This window comes from Candidatus Magnetaquiglobus sp. (assembly GCF_058402785.1).
The window spans coordinates 1-14,415 of the sequence record NZ_JBZVFG010000069.1 but is presented as its reverse complement, the minus strand read 5'-3'; the positions used below and the strand labels follow the sequence as shown (position 1 = coordinate 14,415).

General features: G+C 62.0%; 10 protein-coding genes and 1 pseudogene. 4 read left to right on the top strand and 7 right to left on the bottom strand.

Annotation, left to right across the window (positions count from 1 at the left end; all coding sequences use genetic code 11):
- Nucleotides 1–873: 873 nt before the first annotated feature.
- From aprA to ACV4UY_RS15575, 7 genes are all read right to left on the bottom strand, one after another.
- Nucleotides 874–2,838 carry an adenylyl-sulfate reductase subunit alpha gene (gene aprA / locus ACV4UY_RS15605; RefSeq protein WP_420906313.1) on the bottom strand — a complete coding sequence of 655 codons (1,965 nt, stop codon included), beginning with the start codon at nucleotides 2,836–2,838 and terminating at the stop codon, nucleotides 874–876.
- A 70-nt stretch (nucleotides 2,839–2,908) separates the two neighbouring features.
- Nucleotides 2,909–3,343, bottom strand: coding sequence for an adenylyl-sulfate reductase subunit beta (gene aprB, locus ACV4UY_RS15600; protein WP_420906314.1), 435 nt, complete (start codon nucleotides 3,341–3,343; stop codon nucleotides 2,909–2,911).
- A gap of 157 nt (nucleotides 3,344–3,500) precedes the next feature.
- On the bottom strand, nucleotides 3,501–4,718 hold the full coding sequence (gene sat, locus ACV4UY_RS15595; RefSeq protein WP_491608492.1) for a sulfate adenylyltransferase: 1,218 nt from the start codon (nucleotides 4,716–4,718) through the stop codon (nucleotides 3,501–3,503).
- A gap of 42 nt (nucleotides 4,719–4,760) precedes the next feature.
- Nucleotides 4,761–5,375 carry an RdgB/HAM1 family non-canonical purine NTP pyrophosphatase gene (rdgB, locus tag ACV4UY_RS15590; protein ID WP_491608491.1) on the bottom strand — a complete coding sequence of 205 codons (615 nt, stop codon included), beginning with the start codon at nucleotides 5,373–5,375 and terminating at the stop codon, nucleotides 4,761–4,763.
- 202 nt (nucleotides 5,376–5,577) lie between these two features.
- Complete coding sequence (locus tag ACV4UY_RS15585; protein ID WP_491608490.1) at nucleotides 5,578–7,392, bottom strand: ABC transporter ATP-binding protein; 1,815 nt, start codon at nucleotides 7,390–7,392, stop codon at nucleotides 5,578–5,580.
- Complete coding sequence (locus ACV4UY_RS15580) at nucleotides 7,389–8,096, bottom strand: hypothetical protein (protein WP_491608489.1); 708 nt, start codon at nucleotides 8,094–8,096, stop codon at nucleotides 7,389–7,391. Before ACV4UY_RS15580 ends, ACV4UY_RS15585 begins: the two co-directional genes overlap by 4 nt.
- A complete protein-coding gene (locus ACV4UY_RS15575) occupies nucleotides 8,093–9,862 on the bottom strand; it encodes an ABC transporter ATP-binding protein (RefSeq protein ID WP_491608488.1) in 1,770 nt (589 codons plus the stop codon). The genes ACV4UY_RS15580 and ACV4UY_RS15575 overlap by 4 nt, the downstream gene beginning before the upstream one ends.
- Nucleotides 9,863–10,144: 282 nt before the next feature.
- Between ACV4UY_RS15575 and ACV4UY_RS15570 the strand changes: the two genes are divergently transcribed.
- The 4 genes and pseudogenes from ACV4UY_RS15570 to ACV4UY_RS15555 all read left to right on the top strand — a co-directional run.
- Nucleotides 10,145–11,140, top strand: a complete 996-nt coding sequence (locus ACV4UY_RS15570; RefSeq protein WP_491608487.1) for a lytic murein transglycosylase — start codon at nucleotides 10,145–10,147, stop codon at nucleotides 11,138–11,140.
- Complete coding sequence (locus tag ACV4UY_RS15565; protein WP_491608486.1) at nucleotides 11,113–11,946, top strand: septal ring lytic transglycosylase RlpA family protein; 834 nt, start codon at nucleotides 11,113–11,115, stop codon at nucleotides 11,944–11,946. Before ACV4UY_RS15570 ends, ACV4UY_RS15565 begins: the two co-directional genes overlap by 28 nt.
- Before the next feature lie 127 nt (nucleotides 11,947–12,073).
- A complete protein-coding gene (locus tag ACV4UY_RS15560) occupies nucleotides 12,074–13,219 on the top strand; it encodes a D-alanyl-D-alanine carboxypeptidase family protein (RefSeq protein ID WP_491608485.1) in 1,146 nt (381 codons plus the stop codon).
- Between the two features lie 37 nt (nucleotides 13,220–13,256).
- Nucleotides 13,257–14,415 (top strand): annotated as a pseudogene (locus ACV4UY_RS15555) (hypothetical protein); the annotation flags it as partial.

The following is a 14,415-nucleotide window of genomic DNA, read 5'->3' as shown; positions in this document are numbered from 1 at the left end:
GGCGGTGGGATCTGGCTCCAAACTGGCGGGGTTCACAGGTGGCGGTGGGATCTGGCTCCAAACTGGCGGGGTCCAGGGGCCAATGGCCCCTGGTGGGGTTCGGGGCGAAGCCCTGAGGTTTGTCTTTTGACTTTATGGTGGTGGCTTTTGACGTTGGCTTTTGACGTTGGCTTTTGACGTTGGCTTTTGCTTTTGCTTTTGACTTTCGCGCGCTTTTCACGATAAGCGATTTTTCGCGCCTTTTGCGAAAAATCGCGCAAGCGCGCGCCGTCTTAAGTGCCCCCTCGGTTGCCCGTCAGGGCGACCGAGGGGGCGATTCGCATGGCTGAATCGCTCCGGCCCTCTGCCGCTTGATCCGATCTCCCAATAGCCGCCTTCGGCGGCCCGCTTGAGGCAAGGGTTACCCGTGACGTTTTGCAAAAGAGCAAAACGTCACGGGTAACCAAGGCAGCGCGCAGCGTTTTTTCGCAAAAGACGCGAAAAAACGCTTTTTTGAAGAGCGCGCAAAACAAGTTTAATTGATGGGTCTGTAGAGAGTAGGAATCGAAAGTCAAAGTCGAAAAGGAAAAGTCGTGGGGCGCTGCCCCACCCCCCGCCGGGGACCTTCGGCCCCCGTTCCCCCGCAACGGTTGGAACCAGCCAGCCCACCTTCGGCCCCCGTTTCCCCGCAACGGTTGGAACCAGCCAGCCCACCTTCGGCCCCCGTTCCCCCGCAACGGTTGGAACCAGCCAGCCCACCTTCGGCCCCCGTTCCCCCGCAACGGTTGGAACCAGCCAGCCCACCTTCCTTCGGCCCCCGTTCCCCCAGCCAGCCCCAAAAAAAGGGCGCGATCCCTTCGGACCGCGCCCCTCTTTCCATCCATTCAACCAAACTTACTTCGCGACCAGATCCTTGTGGGCGCGCTTGAACACCGACCACTCACCCGTCTTCGGGTTGATGGTGCTGTTCACGAAGCACTTCCAGTTCTCTTCGTCCACGAAGTTGTAGTCCATGTTGTAGTAGAAGCCCGGATAACGGGTCTCCTTGCGGAACAACATGTGACGCAGATGGGCCTCACCCGCGAAGATACGGTGATAGTTCTCCCAGGCGCGCATCAGCTCGTGCAGGTCGCGGGCCATCATCTTCTCGGAGTCCTTCTTCAGCTCGGTCAACTTCTTGACCGCGATCTCCATCATGGTGCAGTTGGTCGTGTACATGGTGCCCACGCCAGCCACATACTCGTCCATGATCTTCTGCAAACGGGCCTGCAACATGCGCGGGGTGATGTAGTGAGGATTGACCTCCTCCGCCGTGCTGTAGTCCTTGTGCTCCATGTAGGTGCGAACCGGCTTGTAGATCTCCTCGGCCAGCTCGTTGGCACCCTTGTCCAGGGTCGGAACATAGTCCTTGTGATCCAACACCCACTGCAACACCGACTTGATCGCGATGCGACCCTCGGCATGGGAACCGGAGGAGAACTTGTGACCCGAAGCGCCCACGCCGTCACCAGCCGTGAACAAACCCTTGACCGTGGTCATGCGGTTGTAGTTCTTCTGCCCCGGAACCGGATCCTCACCCGGCTTCGGCGGCTGATCGCCCCACTGCCACTCCGGCGGAGCCAGGTCGGACGGACCCGTGGTCCAGATGCCGCAGCAGCCGGAGTGCGAACCCAGGAAGTAAGGCTCGGTCGGCATCAGCTCGGAGGGGGTGATCTCCGGCTCGATGTTCTCGCCAGCCCACACACCGGCCTGACCGATGCACATGTCGAGAAAATCTTCCCACGCCTCGGCTTCCAGATGCTTGATCTTCTTCTTGGCTTCCTTGGGACCGAACTCTTCCTCGTAGGAGGCGGCCAGAGCCTGCAACGCGATGTCGGTACGCATCATGATCGGACCACGACCCTCGCGCATCTCCTTCATCATGAGATGGTTGCGCAGGCAGGTGGCCGGGATCTTGGCGAGACCATAAGGAGGATAGTCCTTCAACATCTCCTTGTTGGTGTCCATGTAGACTTCACCGCGACCGTTGGTGGCCTTGGCCTTGAAGAGCAGGAACCAGGCACCCACCGGGCCGTAACCGTCCTTGAAGCGGGCCGGCACGAAACGGTTCTCCATCATGGTCAGCTCGGCGCCGGACTGGATCGCCATGGCATAGGTGGAACCCGCGTTCCAAACCGGATACCAGGTGCGGCCCATGCCCTCGGCCACGGAACGGGGACGGAACACGTTCACCGCGCCACCAGCCACCAACAGGATCGCCTTGGCGGTGTAGACGTAGATCTTGTCCTCGCGATTGGAAAAACCCACCGCGCCGGCGATGCGATTCTCTTCCTTCGCGTCCAACAGCAGCTTGACGATGAAGATGCGCTCCTGGATGTTTTCCATACCCAGGGCTTTCTTCGCGGCTTCGGCCACGATGGTTTTGTAGCTTTCGCCGTTGATCATGATCTGCCACTTGCCGGAACGGACCGGCTTGCCGCCGTCCTTGAGGGATTTCTCCTCGTCGCCCGGCTGCTTCCAGATCGGCAGACCCCACTCCTCGAACAGATCGACCGAGTTGTCCACGTGACGACCCACATCGCAGCACAGGTCATCGCGGGTGACACCCATCAGGTCGTTGGCCACCATGCGGGCATAGTCCGCCGGATCCTGGCCACCCAGATAGGTGTTGATGGCCGACAGACCCTGGGCCACGGCGCCGGAACGCTCCATGGAGGCCTTGTCAACCAGACGGATACGGGTGCCGGGAGGAGCCCAGCGAATCACTTCGTAGGCCGCGCCGCAGGCGGCCATGCCACCACCGATGATGAGGATGTCGGTGTCAACGGTCTCGATATCGGGATTACCAAAGCTTCCCATGTCAAACAATCTCCTCTCTGAAGGATCGATATTTAGGTTCTCGAATGCGATGACTCAAAATCCGGCCAGCTTACGCGCCGACCTTGGGCAGGTCGGAGGCGGCCAGATTGAAGAAGCCGGGATCGTTCAGCTTGGAGAGATCCGCGGTCGGCTTGCCGGCATAGGGGTCGATCGAACCCTCGGCGGTGGTGCGGATCGGGAACTTGAACCGCTTGACGTTGCCGTTGCGGAACTGGATCGTCCACATGATGGAGTCGGAACCACGCAGCGGGATGACCGCGCCACCCATCGGAACGATGTCGGCATAGGCACGCACTTCGATGGCCTGCTGCGGGCAGATCTTGACGCAGGAATAGCACTCCCAGCACTGATCCGGCTCTTGGTTGAACCCCTTCATCCGCTGCTTGTCGAGCTTCATGAGGTCATTGGGGCAGATGTACATGCAGGCGGTTTTGTCCTGACCCTTGCAGCCGTCGCACTTGGATTGAATGACGAAACTTGGCATGGATGATGTTCTCCTAAGACTTGTTGATGACAAAACTAAAAACAGTTGACTCCGACGGGACCTCCCCGTCCATTCGGTACCTATTTCCCGCTGGGGGGACGCTCCCTGGTCTCTCCAGTGGTACAGCTTTCGATAATACAGTCACGACGGTTAAAGATCAACCGGTGGCCGCTTTGTGCAGCTTGACCTCGACCTTTTCGCCCTCGTTGAGGGAGGCGTAATAGGCCTGGAGGATCTTGACCACCTCGGGGCGGCTGAATTCGGCGGGCGGTTGCTCGCCCTCGGAGAGCATTTTGCGCAATTTGGTGCCCGAGAGCAACAGACGATCATCCTTGCCGTGCGGGCAGGTTTTCAGCGAGGCCATGCCCTGGCACTTGTAGCAGTAGAAGGTCCAGTCGATCTTGAGCGGACGGGTGCGCAGATCGGTTTCGGAAACCTTGTCGAAGATGTGCTGGGCATCGAACGGGCCGTAGTAGTCGCCCACGCCGGCATGGTCGCGACCGACGATCAGGTGGCTGCATCCGTAGTTTTGACGGAACACCGCGTGCAGCAGCGCCTCGCGCGGACCGGCATAGCGCATCTCCATGGGGTAGCCGGCCTGGATGACCGTATCCTTCACGAAGTAGTTGTCGATCAGGGTGTCGATGGCCTCGGCGCGCACCTCCGCCGGGATGTCGCCGGCCTTGAGCTTGCCCAGGATCTGATGGATCAACACGCCGTCCATGGTCTCGACCGCGATCTTGGCCAGAAACTCATGGGAGCGGTGCATCGGGTTGCGGGTCTGGAAGGCGGCCACCTGGCTCCATCCCTTCTCCTCGAACAGCTCGCGGGTCTGGGAGGGACGCATGTAGATGTTGCCGTACTTGATCGGGAACTCACCCTCGGAAAGCACCACCACCGGACCGGCGATGTTCACTTCCGGCTGCTCCATCACCTTGAGCACGCCAGGGTGCTCCTTGTCTTCGGTGCCGAACACCGAACGGCACTCCAGACCCTTGTCGATGGTGTATTTTTCGGTGATGGTGAGGATGCCGCCGATCTCGCCGGACTCTTCGTCCACCAGGGCGACTTCCTGACCGATCTTGAGGTTGTTGGCCTGGCCGTGGGTGGTGGAAAGGGTGACCGGAATCGGCCAGAACACCCCGGAGGTGAGGCGCATGTTCTCGCAGACACCCTTCCAGTCCTCATGGCCCATGAAGCCATCGAGGGGGGTGAAGGCGCCGATGCCCAGCATGATCAGGTCGCAGGCTTCCCGCGAACTCATCTTGATCTGATCCAGATCCTTGGCGCGCGCCTTGGCCTGCTTGAGGGCGTCGCCGGCGAGCATGAGGGGTTTGAGTTCACCACCGCCGTGAGGGGGGACGAGTTTTGACATGTTGATCGAGTCTCCTGGACGAGTAGGATGGTAACGATTCGGTTATTGAACAAGATTATTATTTGGATCAAAAAAATTATGAATATTCTTGGCCAGCGCCGCCAGGGCGCGTCCCCGGTGGCTCATGGCATCCTTGTCGGCGGCGGGCATGAGCGCGAAGGTGAGGTCGTGTCCGAGGGGGATGAAGATCGGGTCGTAGCCGAAGCCGTTGTGACCCATGGTCTGGTCGGCGATGCGGCCTTCGACGGTGCCGGTGAAGTGGGCGGTTCTGCCGTTCGGATCGGCCAGGGAGAGCACGCATTCGAAGCGGGCAGAGCGGGGCGCCTGGGGCCGTGCGGCCAGTTCGTCGAGGAGTTTCGCGACGTTCTGGGCATCGGAGGCCCCGTCGCCGGCGTAGCGGGCAGAGAAAACGCCCGGCGCGCCGTCCAGGCCATCGACCACCAGGCCGGAGTCGTCGGCCAGGGCGGGCAGACCGGTGAAGCGGGCCACGGCGAGGGCTTTTTTGTCGGCGTTTTCGGTGAAGGTCAAACCGTCTTCGATCACTTCGGGGCAACCGGGAAAGTCGTCAAGGGAGAACGGGCCGTTCTCCGGAAGAGCCAGAATCCGGCGAATCTCTTCCATTTTCTTGCGGTTGCGGGTGGCGATGACGAGTTTCAAGGGCGCAGCCTGTGCAGTCGGGTGCCAGAATCGATTCCCAAAGACAAATTGCCGGTTATGTTGCCTTGAAGCCTGCAAATTTGTCAACGGATTCCCGGAAGATAAGTGCATTTTTTTCGAGCAAGAAGATGCTTATCTCTTTCGCGTATGCACAAATATTAGAAAATAATAAAAAATTGATCAAAGCTCGTCAAGGGATATTTCATGCAACCGGGTCAGCGATCGTGGGGGAGGGGTCCTGGAACTGCAAGGCGTGCAACTGGGCGAACAGGCCGCCGTGGGCCAGCAGCGCTTCGTGGCTGCCGGACTCGATGATCCGCCCCTTGGCGAGCACGACGATCCGGTCCACATGGCGGATGGTGGAGAGTCGATGGGCGATGATCACCGCCGTGCGTCCGGTCATGATCCGCTCGAGGGCCGCCTGGATCAGACGTTCGCTCACCGCGTCCACGGAGCTGGTGGCCTCGTCCAGGATCAGGATCGGCGGGTCCAGGGCCAGGATGCGGGTCATGCCCAACAGCTGCCGCTGTCCGGCGGAGAGGTTGCTTCCGCGCTCGGTGAGACGGGCATCCAGGCCATCCGGCAACTGCCGAATGAAGGCCATGGCCCCGGACTCCTCGGCGGCCCGTTCGATGCGGGCCCGATCGATGCGCGGGTCGAACAGGCCGATGTTCTCGGCGATGGTGCCGGAAAACAAGAAGGTCTCCTGGCGCGCCACCCCGGCCCACTGGCGCAGGATGGCCAGCGGGATCCGTCCGACCGGGATGCCGTCGAGGGTCACCTGCCCGGATTGGGCCTCGATGGTACGGTTGATCAGCTTGATCAGGGTGCTCTTGCCGGCGCCGGTCGGGCCGACGATGGCGATCCGCTCGCCGGGGGCGATCTCCAGATCGATGTTGGAGAGGATCGTCTCCTCACCATAGGCGAACGATACCCCGGCCATCCGGATCGCCCCCATCGGGCGGGTGGGCAGGGTCTGGTCGTGCGCCTCGGGGGGATCGACGATGGCGGGTTGCGTGTCGAGCAGCGCGAACACCCGTTCCAGGGCGCTCATCGCCGACTGCATGGTGGTGAACTTGCCGGCCAGGTCGCGGATCGGGAAAAACAGACGCCTCACCGCGTCGATGAAGGCGGTCAACACCCCGATCGTGATTTCACCCGTGGTCATCAGGCCAGCGCCATGCCAGAAAAGAACGGCCACCACCACCGTGGAGGCGGTCTCGACGAAGCTGAACTGAAAAGCCTCCAGAAGATTGCTCTTGTCGGCGTTGGCGCGATGTTCGCGGTTCAAGGCGCCGAACCGCTCCGTGGCCGCCTTTTGTTGATGAAACAACCGCACCACGTCGCGTCCTTCGTTCTCCTCGGTGAGCCTTGCGGTCATGCGGGCCATCAGGAGGGTGCCGTGACGCTGGATCATGCGCATCCGCTGGGTGACGCGAAACGCCACGCCGATCACCACCGGCATCATCAAAAGCACCACCAGCGACAGGCGCGGCGACAGGACCACCATGCCGATCGCGATGGCGATCAAAAGCAGGATGTCGCCGATCAGGTTGATCAACCCGGCGCTGACCATCTGGCTGATCGCCTCGGCATCGTTGGCGATGCGGTTGGTGAGCGCCCCGCTGGGGTTTTTGGCGAAGTAGGCGGCATCCAGGGTGATCAGATGGGCGAAAAGTTCACGACGCAGATCGCTGATCACCCGCTGACCGAGCCTGGCGTTGATGGTCGATTGCAGATAGCCGCTGACGAACTGGAGCACCCCCAGTCCGGCGAGCAGGGCGAGCAGTCCGCCAAACCCCTCCATGTCGCCGGTGACCAGGTGGCGATCGACGGCCATTTGAATCACCAGCGGCTGGGCCAGTTGCGAGAGGGCGCCGATGGGCGGCATGAGCATGGCCAGCATAAGCCAGCCGCGGTGCGGGGTGGCGTAGCTCAAGAAACGGGCCATCAACCGGGCATCCCAAAAGGCGCCGTAGCGGGTCTCTTCGGTATCGGCCTGGACTGCGGGCATCATGGCTGGGGAAACCAAGTGCGAAGTTGCGTGACCAGGGCGTTGAAGCTGGGAGAGTTCTGCCAGTCGGTCAAGCTGGCCCGTTGCGCGATTTTGGAATACTCTCGCGGCAGTAAATGTCCTTTTTTTTCTAATATATAGCAAAAATAATCGAGTAGTTCTCTTGGAAGTTTTGACTTGACAGAACCATCTCTCATCATGTGCCTTTCACCAAATGTTTGTATCAGATCATTATATCGACTTTCCTGAATACCAAAAAACGTACAAATTGAACTTTGACCATGCCATATCCACGCTTCAACTTCGGGCGCAACCACGATGCAACACGAGTGATTCGACCATGAAATGCCATCCAGGCGTGACTGGAGTTCCTGCTGACAGCGATCAACGGCATGATTGCAGCCACTGCCATGATGATCGAGGATTACCAGTAACTGGCATGATGGGGGGAGAACCCCCTCACCCCCCAACCGTGGCCCTCCCTTACGGGAGTTCCACGGTAAATAGTTATATTTGTCCTTGAACATGCGAACAAATTCCGGACCTTCCCGGTATACCCCGCAGTCGCGCCCCGAGTGCTGCGGTGAAAATCGCGAAAAATGCTTCTTTGTGAAGAGCGCGCTGAAAGTCAAAATCAGAACCCTGGGAGAGGAATCTCCCAGACGCGCTTTTTTTTCAACAATTAAAGTCACGCCTTCGCACATCATTCGGAGAGGGCCTCCAGAGCCTCGGCGCGGCTCATGGTGTCGTGCAGATCCCGATAGAGGGGCGAGGTGGCAAGCAACGTGGCATGATCGCCGCTGGCCACGATCCGACCATGATCCAGCAGAAAGATCCGATCGGCCCGTTTCAGGGCGGCGACCCGATGGCAGACCAGAACCACGGTGCGTTGCCGGCTTTCGGCGCGGATGGCATCCAGGATCCGCTCCTCGGTGCGGGCGTCCACATGGGAAAACACATCATCCAAGAGCAGGATCGCCGGATCGCCGACCAGGGCGCGGGCTAAAGAGGCGCGTTGCCGCTGGCCGCCGGAGAGGGTGATGCCCCGCTCGCCGATCAGGGTGTCGATCCCCTTGGGAAAGCGGGTCGTCTCATCCGTCAGGGCGGCCAGTTCCAGCGCCCGTCCGGCGCGCGTCCGATCCGGATCCTCCCGATCCAGGAGCAGGTTTTCCAGCAGCGGGGCCGAAAACAGAAAGCTCTCCTGCGGCACCATGGCCAACTCGCGACGCAGTTCCGCCTCCGGGATGGTCGCCAGATCCTGGTCATCGAGGAACACCTGTCCCGCTGGCGCCGGGTAGAGCCGGGCAAGGAGCTGCAACAACGCCGACTTGCCGCAGCCGACCCGACCGGCCAGGCCGGTCAGCCCGCCCGCCGGGATCTCCATCGAGATGCCGTGCAAGACCGGCGTGCCGGGTTTGAAGGCGAAATCGAGATCCCGGATCCGGATGGTTCCCTGCCAGCGGGTGGAGCCGGGAGGGGCGTCGGCGATTTTCGGATCGAGAAAGGGTTGGGCGTCCAGTACGCCGCTGATGCGGTCGAGGGCGGCCAGGCCCCGTTGCATGACGGTCAAAATCCAGCCGAAACCGACCGTGGGCCAGATCAGCATGGCCAGATAGCCGGAAAAGGCGACGAAATCCCCCATGGTCAACACGCCCGCGGCCACCTGTCCGCCGCCGTGGGCCAGGATGATGAATCCGCCCGTGGCCCCGGCCAGCAGCACCATGGGACCAAACAAGCTCTGCAATTTGGCGTGGCGCAGGGCGGCTGAAGAGAGTTCGTCGGTTTCGGCGGCGAAACGGTGGTTCCAGTCGGCCTCGCGGGCGTGGGCGTGGATGGCGGCGATGCCGGAGATGCTCTCCTGGATGAAGCCGGAGAGGGCGCCGAAACGATCCGCCACCACGCGGCTCAGGCGGTACATGCGCCGGGTGAGCAGACGCGATACCCCCATGACGATCGGGATCGGAGCCAGGGTGAGGATGGTGAGCACCGGATCCAGGCCGAGCATCACCGGCAGGGTGGCCGCATAGGCCATGATGACGTTGGAGATCTGCAAGAAACCAGGACCCACGAACATGCGCACCGCGCTGACATCCGCAGCGGCGCGGGCCGCCAGGTCTCCGGTACGCTCCCGTTCCAGAAAGGGGAGGTCCAACGAGAGCAGCTTGGCGTGGTAGCGGGCGCGCAGGGCGAACTCCACGTCGCGACCGATGCCGAAAATGCGCGTGCGCGAATGGACGCGGAAAAAGGCGTTGGCCAGGGCCACCCCCACCAGGGCGATCAGGTGGAGATCGAGGGGGGTACGGTTCATCAGATCTTCGGTGGCCAGTTTCATCAGATAGGGGATGGCCGCCGCACTGGCGTTGGTGGCCACCAGGAGCAGGAATCCGATGGCCAAAGCCCGCTCCTGACCGGCCAAAAGGGGCAACAGATGCCGCAGACGCACGCGGGTTGCATCGGAAAGGAAGCTTTTCATGGGTCGAACGCATGAAAAACGGTTTTTATTGGTGGCGAATTTTGTATCATGCATCAACATCCATGATGGGGGGAGTCCCCCTTGCCCCTCATCCGTGGCCCTTCGGGTGCTGCTTCCATGGAAAAAAAAGGGATCCTGACTGTCCGCGTGATGAACGAAACCATGCCAAGAAGAGCCCAGCGAATCCAGCATGCACCCGGTCCGGGCCGAGAGCAAGGGATCGCGCGCGCGTCGCAAACTCCGGATGCCGGACGGCGCGCGCTGCTGCGCGGATTGGGTGGAATGGGCGTTCTGGCCCTGGGGTCGTGGGCGTGGTGGAGCCGCGAGGCGGAGGCGACGGAGGCCTGGTTGAGCCGTCATCCGTGGCTTGTGCCCTGGATCGAGCAGGATGGTTTCGATCCGGAGTGGCTGGAAAGGCTGCTGACCCCCCTGGATCCGGATACCAAGGTGCTCCATCTGATGGATCACCAGGCCGAGGCCAAGCCCTATTTCAAATACCGCGCCATGGTGCTCAACTGGCGGCGCATCGACATTGGCCGGCGTTTGCTGAACCGCCACGGCTCCCTTCTGGCCGAGGTGGAGGCCTTCTACCGGGTGCCGCCGGAGTTCGTGGTCGCCCTGTGGGGGCTGGAGAGCGATTTCGGCAACAATCAGGGCCGCTTCAACGTGCTGCGCACCCTGTATACCCTCTCCACCCGCTATCCACGCCGCGCGGAGTATTTTCAGGGGGAGTTGCGCGCGTTTCTGCTGCTCTGTCGCGAAGAGGGGTGGGATCCGCGCAAGCCCAAGGGCTCCTATGCGGGGGCCATGGGCCAGGTGCAGATGATGCCGAGCAGTCTGCGCCGCCATGCCGTGGATTTCAACCAGGATGGCCGCCGCGACGTGGTGGGCGACCTGACCGATTCGTTGGCCTCCATCGCCTCGTTTCTCTTCAACCACGGCTGGTGCCCGGAGGCCCCCCTGGTCCAGGAGATCCCCGCCCGTCCGGAACTGGACCCCCTGGTGTCGCCCTCCGCGGCCTCCCGTCGCCCCTGGCGCGAGTGGCGCGAAGCCGGCATCACCTGGCCCGTCCACGAACGGGAACCCGCGCCGGAGGAGGGTTTGGCGCTTATTGTCCTGGAAGAACGGGATGGACCTCGTTATTATATGACCTTCATGAATTTTTGGGTGATCACACGCTGGAATCGATCCAACCGGTTCGCCATGGTGGTATGTGAGTTCGCCCGTGAGTTGCGCCGGATGGAGAGAGCATGCGGAAACGAGGTTTCTTGGGGCTGAGGGTTTGGCTGCTGATTCTGTTGCTGCTGCCTGCGGCCTGCGGGCGCTTTCCGGAGACCCCGGAGGTTGAATCCCAGCCGAAAAAATCGACCACGATCAAAAAAGGGACCTCCAAGCCCTACGAGGTGTTCGGCAAGACCTACTACCCCCTCACCGAGCAGGAGGCCGCCGGCTACGTCGAGGAGGGGGTGGCGTCGTGGTACGGTCGCGAGTTCCACGACCGACCCACCGCCAATGGCGAACGGTTCGACATGTTCAAACCTTCCGCCGCCCATACGGTCCTGCCCCTGCCCATGATGGTGCGGGTGACCAACCTGGACAATGGCCGCTCCATGGAGCTTAGGGTCAACGATCGAGGTCCGTTCATCGACAACCGCCTGATCGACCTCTCCTTCGCCGCCGCCGAACAGCTCGGCTATGCCCAGAAGGGTTTGGCGCGGGTGCGCGTCGAGGCCCTGGGCATGCTGGCCAGGGCCGAACCGGCGGAGATCCCGCGCAAGCGTCCGGATGCCCCGCCTTCGCCCATGCCCCGCCGCGAAACCGTGCATGACACCCCGTGGAAAGAGGGGGGCGGTGGCAAGGATCACTACATTCAGGTCGGCTCCTTCGGACGCTACGAGAATGCCCAGGAGGTGGAGCGGCGCTTGCGCAATATCGGCAAGCCCAAAATCATCAAAAGCTCCATCGGCGCGCGCATCATGTATCGGGTGCGGTTGGGACCGTTCGCCACCGTCGAGCAGGCCGAACGGGTGGAGCGCGCCATCCGCAAGTTGGAGATCGGCGAGGCCGTGATCATCCGGGATTGAGGATGAACCGGGGTGAGAATTCCATGAACAACCGTAACAACCGTGTGAGTCGCCAACCGTGGTCGCCATGAGAATTGAGCTTCAATTTGACCGTGAAACATCCGCATCGGGGTTGCGCGGGTGGGGGATGGGTCCCCATCGTGCCATTTCGTGGGTGGTCATGCTGTTGCTGATGCCGTTGCTGGTCGGCGTGGCGTTGGCCGCGGACGAGGCCCCCCCCAAGGTGCGCGGCACGGCGGGCCTGTTGGGAGACATCGACTCCGGACGGGTCATCCATGCCCAGGATGTGGATACACGCCTGCCACCGGCCTCCCTGACCAAGGTGATGACCCTCTATCTGATCTACGAGGCCCTGGCCGCCGGCACGGTGAAACTCGACGCCGAACTGCTGGTGAGCGAAAACGCCTGGCGTACCGGCGGCTCCAAGACCTTCGTCAAGGTGGGCGACAAGGTGAAGGTGGAGGATCTGATCCGCGGCATTGCCATCCAGAGCGGCAACGATGCCTGCGTGGTGATGGCCGAACACCTGAGCGGTTCCGAGAGCGCCTTCGTCGCCAAGATGAATGCCAAGGCGGTGGAGCTGGGGTTGACCAACACCCATTTCACCAATGCCACCGGTCTGCCGGATCCCGAACACTACACCTCGGCGCGGGATCTGTTCACGCTGGCGGTCTCCCTGATGCGCAAGTTCCCGCAATACAGCCACTATTCCCAGGAAAAACAGTTCACCTTCAACGGTATACGCCAACACAACCGCAACAATCTCCTGTGGCGCGATCCGATCGTCACCGGTCTGAAAACCGGTCACACCCGCGAGGCCGGCTACTGCCTGGTGGCTACCAGCGACAAGGAGGGGCAACGTCTGGTGGCGGTGGTGATGGGCGCGACAACCCGCAAGATCCGCGAGGACGATGCCTTGCGCCTGATCCATTACGGGAACAGGATGTTCGAAACGGTCAAGTTCTTCGACGCCAAGGCGACGGTGCGCAAGTTGCGGGTGTGGAAGGGGACCGAACGGGAGGTGGAAGGGATCGTCGACGAACCGTTGGTGGTGACCGTGCCGCGCAAGGAGCGGGGTTCGGTGGAGGTGGGGGTCTCCTACGACGAGCCGTTGGTGGCCCCGATCCAGCCGGGTCAGAAAATCGGCGCCGTGGTGGTGAAGGCGGGTGGCAAGGAGCTGTTCACCCGGGATCTGGTGGCGGGCAACGCGGTGGAACGCGGCAATGTCTTCCGGGTGATGTTCGATTCGGTGCGCGTGACGCTCGGATGGTGATTCGCCCGCAAAGAAGCGATGAGGCGGAGTGAAGGCGATGTCTGGAAAAAAGAACAAAAAGAAAGACTCCCAGTCGGATGAGGCCGAAGGCCCCTTTGGGGGCACCTTCCTGGGAACGGATACGTCGCACGCTCCGGAGGATCATTCCGGTCCCTCGATGGAGGAGATTCTCGCCTCGCTGGAGGATCTGCTGGATGGGGATGACGAGGGGTTGCTGATGGAGGCGGGCGAAGCAGGTCCGGAGCCTGGACCCGCGCTCCCCGGAACCGAACCCGCCGAGGTGGAGCTGGAATCGGTGTTGGACGAGAGTGCCCTGGCGCGCGAGGGTTTGGCGATGGGAGGTGACATGAAGCTGGAAGAGACGGCTGAACCCGAGGTGCCGGAGATGGATGGGGTGCCGATGGATCTGGATGACGAGGAGCCCCTGGATCTGTCCGGCATGGAGGTGGCGCTGTCGTTCATGGATCATGCCGACGATCCGGATGCCGGCGAGGCGTCCGACGGAGAGGAGGCGCACGGTCACGACCACCATGACCATCCGCATCCTCATGAAGGGGAGTCGGATCTGGACGAGGCGTTTGAATCGGACGAGGAGTTCGGTGCCGAGGCCGAGGGATCCGCGGCGCCGGTGGAGGATCTGGAGGTGGATCCGGACTTCGAGGCGGGTGGTGATTTCGAGGAGGAGGAGGAGTCGGCCACGGACGAGGCGCTGAATCTGGACGAGGCGCTGGAGGCCGAGATCGAGGCGGCGGTGGACGAGGTGATGGAGGCCGGGCCGGAGCTGGAGGAGGAGCCCGACGAGCCGGAGCTGGTCGAGGAGCGCGTTGAGCCGGAGCTGGAGGAGCGCGTCGAGCCGGAGCTGGCGGAAGAGATGCTGGAGGCCGAGATCGAGGCGGCGGTGGACGAGGTGATGGAGGCCGGGCCGGAGCTGGAGGAGGAGCCCGACGAGCCGGAGCTGGAGGAGGAGCCTGTCGCCGAGCCTGAGATGGTTGAGGAGACCGCCGAGGAGGAGTCCGTCGCCGAGGAGGAGCCCGTCGCCGAGCCTGAGATGGTTGAGGAGATCGCCGAGGAGGAGCCTGTCGCCGAGCCTGAGATGGTTGAGGAGACCGCCGAGGAGGAGCCTGTCGCCGAGGAGGAGCCCGTCGCCGAGCCTGAGATGGTTGAGGAGATCGCCGAGGAGGAGCCTGTCGCCGAGC